Here is a 15,361-nt window from a genome sequence, read left to right as displayed (position 1 = left end):
ACCAGGCGGCGTCCGTGCCCCGGGCGCGGGCGCGCTCGGCGGCGGCCTCGTCGTCACGGCCGGCCCGGTGCAGCACGTGCGCCCGGTGGTAGGCGATCAGCGGACGCGCCGCGGGCTGCCCGGCGGGCCGGTGGTCCTCGCGGGCCTCGGCCTCGTCGAGGCAGGCCAGCGCCGCCTCGTGCTCGCCGACTCCGGCGAGCTCGATCGCGACGTCGAGCAGCGTCTGCGCGTCGCCGCTCGCCGGCAGGCCGTCGAGGTGGCGCAGCCAGGCGTCGAGCGGGTCGAGGGCGCGCGCCGCCGCGAGCACGGCGGCAGCGTCGTCGTGCCGCCGCAGCCTGCCGTGGCACACCACCGTGAGCGCGAGCGCCTGCAGGTGGTCGGGCTCGGTGCGGCGCACGTCGGCGAGCCGGCCGAGCGCGGCCTCGTACCGGCCGGCGCGTGCGTCGAGGCGCGCCATCCGGTAGCCGGCCGGGGCCCGCCACGCGCGCGCCCAGGAGGCCTGCGCGTACGCGTCGTAGGCGCCCGCGTCGTCGCCGAGGGCCTCGCGCGCCAGGCCGAGCAGGTACAGCGCCGTCGTGTCGCGCGGGCTGCGGTGCAGGCGGGTCAGCCGCTCCACGGCCCTGCCGAGGTGCTCGGCCGCGTCGGTGTACCGGCCCGCGGCGTAGGCACGCCGCCCGAGCCCGACCAGGCTGTCCACGTGCCCCGGGTCCCGCTCGAGCGCCGCGTGCCAGTACGGCTCGGGAGCGCGGGTCGCGTGCCGGTAGAGGTCGAGGTGCTCCGCGACCAGCGCCAGCTCCTCGACGGTGCCGATCTCGTCCGGCGCGGGCGGCTCCTGCGCGGGGCGCGGCTCGGGCGCCGGGGCGGCGTCGGCCGCGGGCTCGGTCCAGGTGACGAGCGTCCGGCCGGCGTGCGTCACGGTCACCGTGAGCGGGCCGGTCCCGGGCGGGACGGCGTGCTCCAGCAGGGCGGGGCGGGCCGGGTCGGCGGAGACGACGTCGGCGGCGAGCCGCGCGCCCCCTGACGCCAGCGCGACCGTCACACCGTCCAGGGCCCGGGGCACGACGACGCCGACGCGCGCCGCCTCGCCCCGGCGCTCGAGCCGCACCGCGGCGTCGAGCGTCGCGCGGTCGACCGGCCCGACGTCGCGGACCGGGTACCAGTACTGCGAGAACACCTTGGTCTCGCCGGGCGCCAGGTGCGCGAAGTCGGGCTGGTTGTCGGTGAACACCCCGGCCATGAGCTCGACGTAGTGCGACCCGTCGTCGGCCAGGTTGGCGTCCCACGCGTGGCCGAACGGGGCGTTGCCCCAGGTCCACTGCTTCTTGCCGGGCGAGAGCGCGCGGTCGGCCACGTGCACGAACCCGACGCCGCTCGCGTGGTCGTACCCGCCGAAGAACTCCTCGTCGCTGCCCAGGCACATGTACGACGTCGGCACGGGGATGTTGCGGTACCAGTCGATCCGGTCCCCGCCCGAGGCGGCGAGCGCCGGGTAGTCGACGCCGTAGTAGGGCCGGTCGGCGTGCGGGAACGCGGTGACGGCACGGCGCGCGTGGTCGGCGACCCAGGTGACGTCGTGCGGGAAGAAGGACTGGTAGTCGTCGTCGACCTTGGCGGCCACGTTGGCCCACCAGAGGAACGTCTGGGGCAGCTCGGTGCGGTTGGCGAGGCGCACGGCCAGCTCCAGCACGGCGCTGTCGGGCCGCAGGCGCACGCCGTGCATGCCCTTCATCCGGGTGAACGGGTCGTGGTCGGAGCACCAGACCACGACCGCGCCGTCGGGCTCCTCCTCGATCTCGACGTCCACCGGCAGGTAGGTGGCCGGGCGGTGGTGCTGCGGCCAGTTCAGCTCGACGCCGCCCGCGACCCACGGGCCCGCGAGGCCGACCAGCGCGGGCTTGACGACGGGGTTGGCCCAGAACAGGTCGTGGCCGGTGGAGCGCTCGCGGGCGACGTGGATCCGCCCGCCGAGCTCCGGCAGCACGACCACGCGCAGCCAGTCGTTCTCCAGGTGCACGGCCTGCCAGGCGCGGGGACGCGGCTCGTCGGCGATCTGGTGGTGGAACGGCAGCGGGTACACGCGCCCCGACGACCCCTGGTAGACCCGCCGGTCGAGGTACGCGGGGAAGCGGTCGGGCGGCAGGGGGTCGTAGGTGGTCAGCGTCAGGGGCGCCGCCCAGGCGGCCACCGCCCGGCCGGCCAGGTGGTCGGGCCGGCCGGGGAGGTCGAGCACGGACTCCACATCGAGCATGCGTCCGACGCTACGAAGGCCACCCGGACCGGCGGAAGCGACGTATCGACGCACTTGCCTGGACGATCCGACGATCCCGCGGACTGCTGACACGCCCGGCCGGGCGGGTCTACGCTCCCGCCATGCGGATCCGCGACGGCTTCCCGGGGCAGCGCCTGCGCGTGCTGCCGGGGGCCGTCGCGGCCGCGGCGGCCCGTTCCGGACCCACGTCACGGCTGCTCGTCACCGACGCCGGCTACTTCCCGCACGCCGCCAACCACGGGCGGGCGCGGACGCGCGGCGCCTCCGGGACCATCGTCATCGTGTCCGCCGCCGGCCGTGGCTGGTGCCGCACGCCCGACGACCTGCACCGTGTCGACGCCGCTCGCGCTCTCGTCATCCCGGCGGGCGTGCCGCACGAGTACTGGGCGGACGACGACGACCCATGGACGATCTGGTGGATGCACGCCCGCGGCACCGATGCCGCGGAGTTCGAGCGCGACCTGGTCCGGCACGCGGGGCCGGACGGCGTCGCCGTCGTCGAGGTGCACGACCAGGTGCGCCTCGTCGCCGACCTGGAGCGCGTCGTCGAGGCCTTGGAGACCGACGAGACCTACCCGAGCCTGCTGCGCTGCGCGGGCGCGGCGTGGTCCGTGCTGGCCCAGGTCGGGGCCGACGCCGCGGCGGGCAGCCCGCTGCGCGGCGAGCCGGTGCGCGCCGCGCAGGAGTACCTGCGCACGCACCTGGACTCCGTGGTCGAGGTGGCGGCGCTCGCGCGGCGGTTCGGTCTGAGCACGTCCCACTTCTCGGCGCGTTTCCGGGCCGCGACCGGCGGCGGCGTCATCGAGTACGTCAAGCGGCTGCGCATGGCGCGCGCGTGCGAGCTGCTCATCACGACGCAGCTGCCCGTCGCCGACATCGCGCGCGCCGTCGGGTACGACGACCCGTTCTACTTCTCGCGGCAGTTCCGCAGCGTGCACGCGTGCAGCCCGACCGACTTCCGGCGCGGGGCGCACGACCGGGACCGGTGACGGCAGCGGATCGTCAGCAGCGGATCATCCATGCGGGTGCGTCGTCCTCTGCATTCCGCCCGGCCCGTGCCGCGCGCTGTGATGGACGGGTCCGCACCCGACGACGACGTCAGGAGACGCTGTGACCGTTCTTCGCCGAGCAGCCGCCATTCTGCTCGCTCCCCTGCTCGCCCTGGCCGCACCAGCACCCGGCGCCGCGGCCGACCCGGCCGGCACCGGCCCGAGCCCCACGCCCTACCAGGGCTGGAACACCTACTACGGCCTGGGCGGCGACTTCACCGCCGACGAGGTGCTCGACGTGGCCGACTTCCTCGTCGCGTCGGGGCTCGCGGAGGCGGGCTACGACATCGTCTGGCTCGACGGCGGCTGGCAGGCCGACGTGCCGCGCGGCGCCGACGGCCGCCTGCAGGGCGACGCCGAACGCTTCCCCGAGGGCATGGCCGCGCTCGCCGACGCGATCCACGACCGCGGCCTGCGCGCCGGCATCTACACCGACGCGGGCCCTTACATCCCGGGCACGTGCGGCCTGGGCAGCGGCGGCCACTACCAGACGGACGCCGACACCTTCGCGGAGTGGGGGTACGACGCCGTCAAGGTCGACTTCCTGTGCGGCATCGCCGCCGACCTCGACCCCGAGGAGGCGTTCACCGCGTTCGCCCGGGCCCTGCGCGCCAACAGCGCGGGCCGGTCGATGATCTTCAACCTGTGCAACCCCGTGACCTCGCCCGACTGGGGCGACTACCCGCCCGAGCAGCAGTCCACGTGGTCGTGGACCTACGCGCCGGGCATCGCCGAGTCCTGGCGCACCTTCACCGACGTCGGGTTCGTCGGGCAGATCCGGTACCAGGACGTGCTGCGCAACTTCGACGCCAACGCGCGCCACCCCGAGGTCGCCGGACCCGGGCACTTCAGCGACCCCGACTACCTCGGGCCGGAGCTGGGCATGACCACGGAGGAGTTCCGCACCCAGATGTCGCTGTGGAGCGTGGCCGCCGCGCCGCTGGTCATCTCGAGCGACCCGCGCACGCTGAGCCAGGAGTCGCTCGACGTCCTGCTCGACGACGACGTGCTCGCCATCGACCAGGACCGCCTCGGGATCCAGGGCACGCGCGTCGGGCCCGCGGGCACCACGGAGGCCTGGGCCAAGCCGCTCGCGGACGGCTCGGTCGCCGTCGCGCTGCTCAACCGCGGCGACGCGCCGGCCGAGGTCGCGACCACGGCGCGCGACCTGGGCCTGCGCGGCCGGTCGTTCACCGTGCTCGACACGTGGACCGACGAGCGCACGCAGTCGTCCGGCACCGTCCGCGCGGCCGTGCCCGCGCACGGCACCGCGCTGCTGCGGGTCACGCCTGCCCGCCCCGACGGCGTCCCGCGCCTGGTCGCCGCGCCGCCCGTCGTCACGGCCGTCGGGTCCGACGACGTCGCGCCCACCACCGACGCGCTCGCCGCCGCGGGCGACCGGCTGACCGCCGAGGTGACGCTGCACAACGACGGCAGCACGCCCGTGCGGTCCCCGCGCGTCACGCCGGTCGTGCCCGACGGCTGGACCGCCCGCCCGCTGGGTACGGCGCCCCGTGTGGTGCGGCCGGGCGGGACCGCGACGGTCGCGTTCGTGCTCGACGTGCCGACCGACGCGGCGACCGGCGGGTACCCGCTGGCCGCCCGGGTGACGTCCGGGGCGGGCCGGGTCACCACGCCGCCGTCGGCCGTCACGGTCGCGCCCGCCGCGCCGTCGGGTGCCGCCGTCGCGCTGTCACGGCACCCGTGGGTGAGCGCCACCAGCGGCTGGCTGGAGCCCACCGTCGACGCGAGCGTCGGCGGGGGGTCACCGCTCACCGTGGCCGGTGTCGTGCACGAGACCGGGCTCGGCGTGGCCAGTGCCTCGGTGGTCCGGTACCACCTCGGCGGGGCGTGCACCGGCCTCGCGGGAGCGGTCGGCATCGACGACGTCGTGGACACGGTCGGGCCGGAGGGCGGCACGGCGACGTTCGCCGTCGTCGGCGACGGGGCGCTGCTGTGGAGCAGCGGCACCGTCGAGCGGGGCGCCGCCGTGCCGTTCGACCTCGACGTGACCGGCGTCCGCGACCTGTCGCTGCGGGTCGCGGACGCGGGCGACGGCGGCTACAACGACCGCGCCGACTGGCTCTCGCTCACGGCACGCTGCTGACGCCGCCCGCTCCTGACGACGGGTGCTCGACGACGGCTGGGCGGCTACGGCACCGGCACCGGCGGCGGCACGGTAGCCGGGGCGTCGTCCAGGAGCTCCACGAAGTGCGGGGCGGCGGAGTCGTGGCCCGGGCTCGTCACCACCGAGACCACCCAGTCCGCTGCGCCGTCCGCCTCGACCGGGACCACCACGAGGCGGGCGGCCTGCGGCTTGCCCGCGACGTGCCGCGGCACGAGCGCGACACCGAGCCCGCGGTCGACCAGGTCGAGCAGCGTGTGCACGTCGTTCACGCTGAACCGCACCCGGCGGCGCACGCCCCGGGCCGCGAACGCGTCGTCGTTGAGCTGCCGCACCGCCCACGAGGGGTGGAAGTCGATGAAGCTCTCGCCGGCGAGGTCGGCCCGGTCGACCGCCGCCCGCGACGCGAGCGGGTGCTCGGGCGGGCACAGCAGCACCACCGGCTCCTGGCCCAGCACCGTGCGCGGCAGCACGCCCACGTGGTCGGCGGTGGCGACGAACGCGGCGTCGAGGTCGCCGTCACGCACCCCCGCGAGCAGCTCGTGCGAGCCCGCCTGCGTGAAGGCGATCTCGACGCGCGGGTAGCGCCGGTGGAAGCGCTCGAGCAGAGAGGCGACGTCGACCAGGCCGAGGCACTGCTCCGCGCCGACCCGCAGCGTCCCGGCCAGCTCACGGGACACCTGGACCACCGCGTCGCGAGCTTCGGTCGCACAGGAGAGCATGGAACGGGCGAAGGGCAGCAGCGCGAGACCCGCCTCCGTGGGCTCGACCCGCCGGGTGGTCCGCGTGAACAGCCTGGTGCCCAGCTCGGCCTCGAGGTTGCGGATGGCGGCGGACAGGCCGGACTGGGAGACGCCGGTGAGCTCGGCGGCCCGGGTGAACTGGCGTTCGTCCGCGAGCGCGACGAGGTACTCCATCTGACGCAGTTCCATTGATCACTACCACTTCTAGGAATGATGACGACAAGTTGTTGGACTTCTAGGTTATCCGTTCCTAGTCTCGGCTCGACCGGTACCGGTACAAGGAGGAACTCATGCAGGAACGCACCATCGGCGGACGCTCCGTCTCCGCGATCGGCCTCGGCGGCATGCCGATGTCCATCGAGGGGCGCCCGGACCGCGACCGCTCCGTCGCGACCATCCACGCCGCGCTCGACGCGGGCGTGACCTTCATCGACACGGCCGACGCCTACCACCTGCACGCCGACGAGGTGGGCCACAACGAGGAGCTCATCGCCGAGGCGCTGCGCTCGTGGGGCGGCGACGCCTCCGGCGTCCTGGTCGCGACCAAGGGCGGCCACCTGCGCCCGGGCGACGGCTCCTGGACGCGGGACGGCCGGCCCGAGTACCTCAAGGAGGCCGCGAAGGCGTCCGCCAAGCGCCTCGGCGTCGAGGCCATCGGGCTGTACCAGTTCCACCGGCCCGACCCGGAGGTGCCCTACGCCGACTCCGTGGGCGCGATCCGCGACCTGCTCGACGAGGGCGTCATCGAGATGGCCGGCATCTCGAACGCGAACCCCGAGCAGATCCGCGAGGCCAACGACATCCTGGGCGGCCGCCTGGTGTCGGTGCAGAACCAGTTCTCCCCGCGGTTCCGCTCCTCGCTGCCCGAGCTCGAGCTGTGCGCGGAGCTCGGCGTCGCGTTCCTGCCCTGGAGCCCGCTGGGCGGCATCTCGCTGGCCCGCTCGGGCGAGCTCGGCGCCGAGTACGCGGCCTTCCAGGAGGTCGCGGACGCGCACGGGGTCTCGCCGTTCCGCGTGACGCTGGCGTGGGAGCTGGCGCTGGCGCCCGTCGTCGTGCCGATCCCCGGGGCCTCGCGGCCCGAGAGCATCCAGGACTCGGCGCAGGCTGCCGACCTCACGCTCACCGCCGACGAGGTCGCCCGCCTGTCGGCGGTCTGACCCCGAGCCGAACCGATCGACAGACCGAGGAGACACCTCACGTGAAGACCTTCACCCTGCCGGGGACGGAGCTCACCGTCCCGAACGTCGTGCTGGGGCTCATGCGCATCCAGGAGAAGACCGACGAGGAGGTGCGCACCCTCGTCAGGACCGCCCGCGACGCCGGCATCTCGTTCTTCGACCACGCCGACGTCTACGGCTCGGCGCTGCACGGCTGCGAGCGGCGGTTCGCCGAGGCGATGCAGCTCTCGTCGTCGGAGCGCGCGGAGATCGTCCTGCAGACCAAGGCGGGCATCGTCCGCGAGGGGCCGTACTTCGACTTCTCGTCCGAGCACATCGTCGAGTCGGTGAACGGCTCGCTCGAGGCGCTGGGCACCGACTACATCGACATCCTGCTGCTGCACCGCCCGGACGCCCTCGTGGAGCCGGACGAGGTGGCCCGCGCGTTCGACGAGCTGCAGACGGCGGGCAAGGTGCGGGCGTTCGGCGTCTCGAACCACACGCCGGGCCAGATCGAGCTGCTCAAGACGTCGGTGACGCAGCCGCTCGTGGCCAACCAGCTCCAGCTCTCGGTGACGCACGCGCCGCTGGTGGCCCAGGGCGTCGCCGCGAACATGCAGGCGCTGGACCAGTCGGTCAGCCGGGACTCCGGCACCCTCGACTACTGCCGCCTGCACGACATCACCGTCCAGGCGTGGTCGCCGTTCCAGGCCGGCTTCTTCAGCGGCACGTTCCTCGGGTCGCCCGAGTACCCCGAGCTCAACGCGGTGATCGACCGGCTGGCGGCGAAGTACGACGTGCCCGCCATCGCGATCGCCACGGCCTGGATCACCCGCCACCCCGCGCAGATGCAGGTGGTGCTGGGCACCACGACACCGGAGCGGGTCGCGGGCGCGGCCCAGGGCTCGGACGTCCCGCTGACGCGGGCCGAGTGGTACGAGATGTTCCGCACGGCGGGCTACACCGTCCCCTGACGGTTCCGGTGGCCGGCCGGCGGACCGGCCGGCCACCGTGTCAGGGACGGATGTGTGTCAGGGACGGATGTTGTGGGTGGCCGCGAAGACGTTCGTAGGGTCGTAGGCGCGCTTGACCTCGCGGAGGCGGGTCAGGGTCGGCCCCGGGTACGCGGCGCGGACGTCGTCCTGCGTCGCCGTGCCCATGAAGTTCACGTAGCCGCGGCCCTCGATCCCGAGCGCCGCGGCGGCCGACGCCGTCCACTCCTGCGCGACCGGGAGCCCCTCGAGGGACGGCGCGTTGCCGCCCACCGCCACCATGAACGCCGGGTCGCGGTGCGCGAACGCCGTCGCGTCGGCGTCGACCCGCGCGATGGCCCCGCCCATGGGGCGGATGTTGATCGCGGCCGGGCCGGGTGACGCCGAGACCGCCTCGATCGCCGCCGTCGCCCACGCCTCGTCGGGCGACCAGGTTCCCGTGCCGAGGAAGCCGGTGCGCAGGTCGCCGATCCCACCGGGCTGGGGGCCGCCGCCGCCGAACAGGCCGGCGTAGGGCAGCTCGGTCACGCCGTCGAGCAGAGGGTCGAGCGCGCGCAGCGGCGCGAACGTCTCGTCCGCCCCGGCGCCCGGGTGGCACAGCAGCGCCATGAGCACGGGCTTGCCGCGCAGCTCCTCCGGCACCATCGGCGCCGGCGGGGCGAGCATGACGTTGACCATGCCGGAGATCTCGTCCGGGCCGTCCGCGAGGGTGCGCAGGATCGTGACGAGGGCGTCCGTCGTGGGCCGCCACATCATCATGCCGCCGGTCACCGTGGCGACCTCGTGCAGCCGCAGGTCCAGACGGGTGACGACGCCGAAGTTGCCGCCGCCGCCCCGCAGGGCCCAGAAGAGGTCGGGGTTCTCGTCGGCGTCGGCGCGGACCACGCGGCCGTCGGCGAGCACTACCTCGGCGCCGAGCAGGTTGTCGACGGTCAGGCCGAGCCGCCGGCTCAGGTAGCCGATGCCGCCGCCGAGCGTGATGCCCGCGACGCCGACCGACCCCGTGTCGCCGAACCCGGTCGCCAGCCCCCGCTCCCCCGCCGCCTCGGTATAGGCGCCGGCGAGGACCCCGCCCTGGGCCCGCCCGACACCGGACGCGGCGTCGAGCTCGACGCCGTCCATGAGGCGCAGGTCCAGCACGAGGCCGCCGTCGACCAGGGCGTGCCGCGCCTGGTGGTGGCCGCCCGCGCGGACGGCGACGGGGAGCCCGGCGTCCTGCGCGACGGCGAGCGCCGTGGCGATCTCCGCGGCGGTGCGGACCCGGGCGATCGCGGCGGGCGTGCGTGGCGGACCGCCGACGAACACCGTCGCCGTGTCGGCGAAGGCGGCGGCGGCCGGGGTGAGCAGCCGGTCGCCGAGCTCGGCGGCGAGCGGGGCGAGAGCGGCGTCGTGCGTGGACTGCGTCGACGGGGTGGACTGCGCGGACATGGGTCCTCCTGGGGCGGGGCGATCAGGTGCCGGAAGGTTAGATCTCTAAGGATTAGCCGTCAATGCATTTTGGCCCCTGCCGAACTACGCTTCGCCCATGCGACCCCACCCCGTCCCCGTCGCCGTCGCGATGTGGCAGTCCGTCCAGCGTGTCATGCGCGCGTTCGACGCGCTCCTGGCACAGGAGGGCGCCGGGTGGCAGGTGTGGCACATCCTGCTCGCGCTGCACCAGGGCACGCCGGCCACGCAGCGGGAGCTGGCCGACGCCGTCGGAGTCCGGGAGGCGACGATGACGCACCACCTGCGCTCCATGGAGGAGCGCGGGCTCGTGGTCCGCACGCGCGACGACGCCAACCGCCGCGTCCAGCGCATCGAGGTGACCGCCGAGGGCGAGGCGCTCTACCAGCGGCTCAAGGCGGCCGCGATCCGCTTCGACGAGATGCTCCGCGAGGCGATCGGCGCGGGCCCCGGCGACGCCGAGTCCTTCCTCGACATCCTGGGCCGCGTCGCCGAGGCCGTGCCGGACGCCGGCACCCGCCCCCTGCCGGAGGGCCGGCCGGGGAACGCCCCGGGCTGACTACGCGGCCCGCGGCAGCGTGAGGATCTCCGCGCCGTCCTCCGTGACGGCGATCGTGTGCTCGCTGTGGGCCGTCCGGCAGCCGGTCGCGCTGCGCAGGGTCCAGCCGTCGGGGTCGACGACGAGCTCGTCGGTGTCGGCCATGACCCAGGGCTCGAGCGCGAGCAGCAGGCCGGGCCGCAGCCGGAAGCCGCGCCCGGGCCTGCCGATGTTCGCGACGTGCGGGTCCTGGTGCATCGACGAGCCGATGCCGTGGCCGCCGAACTCGGTGTTGACCCGGTACCCCGCACCGGTCAGCACCTGGCCGATCGCGTGCGAGACGTCGCCGACCCGCGCACCGGGCACCACGGCCGCGACGGCGGCCTCGAGCGCGCGCTCGGTCGCCTCGATCAGGGCGACGCTCTCCGGCGGCCGCGCCTCGCCCACCAGGAAGCTGGTCGCCGCGTCCGCCGCGACGCCGTCCAGCGAGACGGCGAGGTCGAGCGTGAGCAGGTCACCGTCGGCGAGCGCCTGGTCACGAGGCATGCCGTGCAGGACGGCGTCGTTGACCGCGGTGCAGACGTGGTGGCCGAAGGGGCCGCGCCCGAACGACGGCGCGTAGTCGACGTAGCAGGACTGCGCGCCCGCCTCCGCGATGAGCTCGCGGGCCCAGGCGTCGATGTCCAGGAGGGACGTGCCGACGGTCGTGCGGCGGCGCAGGGTCTGCAGGATGTCGCCGACGAGGGCGCCGGTGTCCCGCGCGCGGTCGACCTCGGTCGGGGTCAGGATCTCGATCATGGGATGATCGTACCGGTCAAACTATACCGGTCAAGTAATACCGGTACTATCATCGTCCCATGGTCAGGCTCCCGCTCACCCCGTCCGAGATCGAACGCGGTCAGCGCCTCGGCGCCCTCCTGCGGCGCGCCCGCGGGGACCGCCCCATGCTGGACGTCGCCCTCGCGGCCCGCGTGTCGCCCGAGACGCTGCGCAAGATCGAGACCGGCCGCGTGGCCACGCCCGCGTTCCCGACGGTGGCGGCGCTGGCCGAGGTGCTCGGCCTCTCGCTCGACGAGCTCTGGGCCGAGGTGAGCGGGGCGCGGGACGGGAAGGCGGCGGAGATCGCCTCCTGAACCGGGAATACCCGGTGACCCGGGCAACTTTGCATGTGTCGTGCAGGAGTCCGACACCATGACCGACACCCGCCTCGGCCTCCGCGGCGACCGGGGCCCGATTCTCGGCGCGCTCATGCTCGCCACCTCGCTCGTCGCGCTCGACGCCACGATCCTGGCGACCGCCTCGACCACCATCGCGCGCGAGCTCGGCGCGTTCGAGCAGGTGCCGTGGCTGTTCTCCGCCTACACGCTCGCACAGGCCGTGACGGTGCCCGTCTACGGGCGGCTGGCCGACGTCTTCGGCCGCAAGCGCGTCATGACGGCGGGCATCCTGCTGTTCCTGCTCGGCTCCGTGCTGTGCGCCGTGGCCTGGAGCATGCCCGCCCTGATCGGGGCGCGCGTGCTGCAGGGCCTCGGCGGCGGCGCCATCCTGCCGATGTCGATGACCATCGCGAGCGACATCTACACGCTCGCCGAGCGGGCGAAGACGCAGGGCTACATGGCCAGCGTCTGGGCGGTCTCCTCGGTGCTCGGCCCCACTCTCGGCGGGGTGTTCAGCCAGTTCGTGAGCTGGCGGTGGATCTTCTGGATCAACGTGCCGATCAGCGCGGTCGCCCTGCTCGCTCTCTGGCGCAGGTTCCACGAGAAGCAGCGCGACGGCGAGCGCGAGCCCGTCGACTACGTCGGTGCGGTGCTGCTCACCGCGGGCAGCACGGCGCTCGTGCTGGGCCTGCTCGAGGGCGGCCACGCCTGGGGCTGGGCCTCCCCGCAGTCGGTCGGCATCTTCGCGGCCTCGGTGCTGCTGCTCGCGGCGTTCGCCGTCACGGCGCGGCGCACGGCCCACCCGATCTTCGACCTGCGGCTGCTGCGCCGCCGGGTCGTGGGCGCGTCGACGGCGGCGTCGCTCATGGTCGGCGTCATCACGCTGGGCCTGTCCACCTACGTGCCGATCTACGCGCAGGGCGTGCTCGGCGTCGGGCCGCTCGTCGCGGGGTTCGCCCTGGCCGCGTTCACCTTGGGCTGGCCCGTGGCCGCGACGCTGTCCGGGCGGATCTACCTGAGCATCGGGTTCCGCCGGACCTCGATCATCGGCTCGTCGCTCGTGCTCGCGGGCGCGCTGCTGACCCTCCTGCTGGGCCAGGACACGCCCGTGTGGCAGATCTCGGTGTCCGTGCTGGTCATCGGGTTCGGCATGGGTCTGGTGGCCGTGCCGACGCTCCTGGCCGCACAGCACAGCGTCGGCTGGGGCGAGCGCGGCGCCGTGACGGCGACGAACATGTTCGCCCGGTCGATCGGGCAGGCCGTCGGCGTCGCGGCGCTCGGCGCGGTGGTCAACGCGCTCACGGTGGTCGGCCCCGACGGCACGCCGGAGGGTGCGGGCCTCAACGACGCGATGCACCTCGTGTCCTGGTGCGTGGTGGGGTGCGCCGCACTCATGATCGGCACGGTCCTCCTGCTCCCCCGCGACGACCCCCGCCGTACGGCACCCGCCGCCTGAGCGCGGCTCACGCGCTCTCGCGCAGGGTCCTCCGCTCGGCCTCGATCGCCAGGAGCTCCGTGAACGCCGCCTGGTAGGCCTCCGTGTCCGCGGGGTCGATGCGCTGGAGGCGGCTGCGCGCGTCGGCCACGCGGCGCATCAGCCCGAGGTCGACGACGCGCCGCACGAGGCCCTCGACGAACGCCGGGACCGCCGCCTCCCGGTCCTCCGGCAGCGTCGCGACCGAGAGCTGGGTGACCAGGCCCGCCACGGTCTCCGAGGCCTGCTCCAGCACCGCGGCGACCCACTGCGCGCCCGAGAGCTCGCGGCCCGCCGTGACCCCGCCCGCCGCGCGGATCGCGGTGTGCACCGCGCGCCACGCCGGCACCGAGAACGCGTCCTCGCCCAGCCCGTCGAACGACGCCGGCACGTGCTGCGGGTACTGCAGCACCGCGACCAGCGCGAGCCGCTCGTCGCGGGCGACCGGGTCGCGCGGGTCCGGCATCGGCACCTGCGGCAGCGCACCCGACGCGGGGCGTGGCCCGGCCTCCGGCGCACCGCGCCCGCCCGGCCCCGCCGTCACCGGGGCCTCGCGCAGCGTCGGCGTGCTCGCCGCCCGCTGGATCTCGCGCACCACCGACCGCTCGTCCGTCCCGATCCACCCCGCGAGCAGGCGCGCGTACTCCGGGCGCAGCGCCGCGTCGCGAATGCCCGCGACGATCGGGGCCGCCGCTCGCAGCGCGCCCACGCGGCCCTCCGCCGTGTCGAGGTCGAACTCGTCGAGCCTGCTGCGCACCACGAACTGGAACAGGGGCTCGCGGCCGCCCACGAGCGCGCGCACCGCCTCCGGCCCGCGCGCCATGCGCAGCTCGCACGGGTCCATGCCGCTCGGCTCGACCGCGACGAACGTCTGCGCGAAGAACCGCTGGTCCTCGCCGAAGGCCCGGACCGCGGCCTTCTGCCCCGCGGCGTCGCCGTCGAACGTGAAGATGATCTCGCCGCCCAGGCTCGCGCCGGACTTGAGCTGCAGCCCCCCGCCCGCCGTCGTGTCCCCGAGCAGGCGCCGCACCACCTTGGCGTGGTCGGCGCCGAACGCGGTGCCGCAGGTCGCCACGGCCGTCGTCACGCCCGACAGGTGCGCCGCCATGACGTCCGTGTACCCCTCGACCACCACGACGCGCTTGCCGCGCGCGATCTCCCGCTTGGCGAGGTCGATCCCGTACAGCACCTGCGACTTCTTGTAGAGGCTGGTCTCGGGCGTGTTGAGGTACTTGGGCCCCTGGTCCTCCTCGAACAGGCGCCGCGCCCCGAACCCGATCACGGCGCCCGTGACGTCGCGGATCGGCCACACGAGGCGGCCGCGGAACCGGTCGTAGATGCCACGCTGCCCCTGCGACACGAGCCCGCTCGCCACGAGCTCCGCCTGCGTGAAGCCGCGCCCCTGCAGGTGCCGCTGGAGCGAGTCCCAGCCCTGGGGCGCGAAGCCGACGCCGAACCGCTCGGCGTCCGACCGGTCGAAGCTGCGCTCGGCGAGGAACGCGCGCGCCACCGACGCCTCCGGGCCCATGAGCTGCTCCGCGTAGAACTCGGCGGCCACGCGGTTCGCCTCGAGCAGGCGCTGCCGCCTGCCCGGCTCCTCGCGCGGGCGGGCCGGGCCGCCCTCCTCGTAGCGGAGCTGCACGCCGGTGCGGCCCGCGAGGTACTCCACGGCCTCGGTGAAGCTCATCCCGTCCATCTTCATGACGAACTCGATGACGTCGCCGCCCTCGCCGCAGCCGAAGCAGTGGTACCGGCCGACGCTCGGCCGCACGTTGAAGCTCGGGCTGCGCTCGTCGTGGAACGGGCACAGACCCACGAGCGCGCCGACGCCGGCGGGCTTGAGGGTCACGTGCGCCGAGACGATCTCGTCGATCCGCGCGCGCTCGCGGACCAGGTCCACGTCCTCACGTCTGATCAGCCCGGCCACGTCCAGCAGTCTATGCGGGCGGCGCGGGCCCGGCCGCCACCGTCCCCGGTCCGGCGAGCGCCGTGGCGCAGCGCCGCGCGTACTCCCCCGGCGTCGTCCCCACGGCGCGCACGAAGTCGCCCGTGAAGTGCGCCTGATCGTAGTAGCCGACGGCGGCGGCCAGCCCCGCCAGGTCGAGGCCGGGGTCCCGCCCCAGCAGCTCCGCGGCCAGGTGCACGCGGTGGCGCTGCAGCACCCACTTGGGGCTCACGCCGACCCACTGCGCGAACAGCCGCTGCAGCGACCGCGGGGTGGTGCCCAGCCCCTCGGCGAGGGTCGCGACCGTCGTGCCCGGCACGGCGTCGGCGATCGCGGCGAACACCTCGCGCAGGGTCGCGAGCGCCGCCGTCGAGCGTTCCGTGCGGGTGCGCGCCGCGGCAGCGGCCAGCAGCGGTGTGACCGCGGCGACCGCGCCCACGGCGTCGCCCGCGAGGGCGCGGCCGAT

Annotated in this window: 13 protein-coding genes; 7 read left to right on the top strand and 6 right to left on the bottom strand. The window is 74.8% G+C overall.

What is annotated here, in order from left to right; all coding sequences use genetic code 11:
- Positions 1-2,248, bottom strand: a 2,248-nt coding sequence (locus HLB15_RS17605; protein WP_212760019.1) for a DUF5107 domain-containing protein, incomplete at its 3' end; no start/stop codon positions are given.
- Between the two features lie 122 nt (positions 2,249-2,370).
- On the opposite strand from HLB15_RS17605, the gene HLB15_RS17600 reads away from it, so the two are divergent.
- Both HLB15_RS17600 and HLB15_RS17595 read left to right on the top strand, forming a co-directional pair.
- Entirely contained in the window at positions 2,371-3,258 is an 888-nt protein-coding gene (locus HLB15_RS17600; RefSeq protein ID WP_171107051.1) for an AraC family transcriptional regulator, read from the top strand.
- A gap of 121 nt (positions 3,259-3,379) precedes the next feature.
- Complete coding sequence (locus tag HLB15_RS17595) at positions 3,380-5,425, top strand: NPCBM/NEW2 domain-containing protein (RefSeq protein WP_171107050.1); 2,046 nt, start codon at positions 3,380-3,382, stop codon at positions 5,423-5,425.
- Positions 5,426-5,469: 44 nt separating this feature from the next.
- On the opposite strand, the gene HLB15_RS17590 is transcribed toward HLB15_RS17595, so the two are convergent.
- The gene (locus tag HLB15_RS17590; protein WP_229785046.1) at positions 5,470-6,375 is read right to left on the bottom strand and encodes a LysR family transcriptional regulator; all 906 of its coding nucleotides are present in this window, start codon (positions 6,373-6,375) and stop codon (positions 5,470-5,472) included.
- 101 nt (positions 6,376-6,476) lie between these two features.
- Here HLB15_RS17590 and HLB15_RS17585 point away from each other — a divergent pair, with 101 nt between their 5' ends.
- Positions 6,477-7,343, top strand: coding sequence for an aldo/keto reductase (locus HLB15_RS17585; protein WP_171107049.1), 867 nt, complete (start codon positions 6,477-6,479; stop codon positions 7,341-7,343).
- A 41-nt stretch (positions 7,344-7,384) separates the two neighbouring features.
- Positions 7,385-8,317 (top strand): aldo/keto reductase, encoded by a 933-nt coding sequence (locus tag HLB15_RS17580; RefSeq protein ID WP_171107048.1) that lies wholly within the window; start codon positions 7,385-7,387, stop codon positions 8,315-8,317.
- 57 nt (positions 8,318-8,374) lie between these two features.
- Here the strand turns inward: HLB15_RS17580 and HLB15_RS17575 are convergent, their stop codons facing one another.
- Positions 8,375-9,763: an FAD-binding oxidoreductase gene (locus tag HLB15_RS17575; RefSeq protein ID WP_171107047.1), complete on the bottom strand. Its 1,389-nt coding sequence runs from the start codon at positions 9,761-9,763 to the stop codon at positions 8,375-8,377.
- A gap of 97 nt (positions 9,764-9,860) precedes the next feature.
- Here HLB15_RS17575 and HLB15_RS17570 point away from each other — a divergent pair, with 97 nt between their 5' ends.
- Positions 9,861-10,340 (top strand): MarR family winged helix-turn-helix transcriptional regulator, encoded by a 480-nt coding sequence (locus HLB15_RS17570; RefSeq protein WP_171107046.1) that lies wholly within the window; start codon positions 9,861-9,863, stop codon positions 10,338-10,340.
- On the opposite strand, the gene map is transcribed toward HLB15_RS17570, so the two are convergent.
- A complete protein-coding gene (gene map, locus HLB15_RS17565) occupies positions 10,341-11,117 on the bottom strand; it encodes a type I methionyl aminopeptidase (protein WP_171107045.1) in 777 nt (258 codons plus the stop codon).
- A gap of 59 nt (positions 11,118-11,176) precedes the next feature.
- On the opposite strand from map, the gene HLB15_RS17560 reads away from it, so the two are divergent.
- Together HLB15_RS17560 and HLB15_RS17555 are read left to right on the top strand one after the other, a co-directional pair.
- Positions 11,177-11,452, top strand: coding sequence for a helix-turn-helix transcriptional regulator (locus HLB15_RS17560; RefSeq protein WP_171107044.1), 276 nt, complete (start codon positions 11,177-11,179; stop codon positions 11,450-11,452).
- A 58-nt stretch (positions 11,453-11,510) separates the two neighbouring features.
- On the top strand, positions 11,511-12,932 hold the full coding sequence (locus HLB15_RS17555) for an MDR family MFS transporter (protein WP_171107043.1): 1,422 nt from the start codon (positions 11,511-11,513) through the stop codon (positions 12,930-12,932).
- A 7-nt stretch (positions 12,933-12,939) separates the two neighbouring features.
- On the opposite strand, the gene dnaG is transcribed toward HLB15_RS17555, so the two are convergent.
- Complete coding sequence (gene dnaG, locus HLB15_RS17550; RefSeq protein ID WP_171107042.1) at positions 12,940-14,877, bottom strand: DNA primase; 1,938 nt, start codon at positions 14,875-14,877, stop codon at positions 12,940-12,942.
- Between the two features lie 10 nt (positions 14,878-14,887).
- The coding region (locus HLB15_RS17545; protein ID WP_212760018.1) for a helix-turn-helix domain-containing protein at positions 14,888-15,361 on the bottom strand (474 nt) is incomplete at its 5' end.

Source organism: Promicromonospora citrea, from assembly GCF_013004695.1.
GTDB classification, from domain to species: domain Bacteria; phylum Actinomycetota; class Actinomycetes; order Actinomycetales; family Cellulomonadaceae; genus Promicromonospora; species Promicromonospora citrea.
Note: the sequence above shows the minus strand (reverse complement) of the source record. Positions and strands in the feature narration are given on the sequence as shown.

Coding starts and splice junctions, on each gene's coding strand:
- HLB15_RS17600 (WP_171107051.1), top strand. CDS start 2,371: ATGCGGATCCGCGACGGCTTCCCGGGGCAGCGCCTGCGCGTGCTGCCG.
- HLB15_RS17590 (WP_229785046.1), bottom strand. CDS start 6,375: ATGGAACTGCGTCAGATGGAGTACCTCGTCGCGCTCGCGGACGAACGC.
- HLB15_RS17585 (WP_171107049.1), top strand. CDS start 6,477: ATGCAGGAACGCACCATCGGCGGACGCTCCGTCTCCGCGATCGGCCTC.
- HLB15_RS17575 (WP_171107047.1), bottom strand. CDS start 9,763: ATGTCCGCGCAGTCCACCCCGTCGACGCAGTCCACGCACGACGCCGCT.
- HLB15_RS17570 (WP_171107046.1), top strand. CDS start 9,861: ATGCGACCCCACCCCGTCCCCGTCGCCGTCGCGATGTGGCAGTCCGTC.
- map (WP_171107045.1), bottom strand. CDS start 11,117: ATGATCGAGATCCTGACCCCGACCGAGGTCGACCGCGCGCGGGACACC.
- HLB15_RS17560 (WP_171107044.1), top strand. CDS start 11,177: ATGGTCAGGCTCCCGCTCACCCCGTCCGAGATCGAACGCGGTCAGCGC.
- HLB15_RS17555 (WP_171107043.1), top strand. CDS start 11,511: ATGACCGACACCCGCCTCGGCCTCCGCGGCGACCGGGGCCCGATTCTC.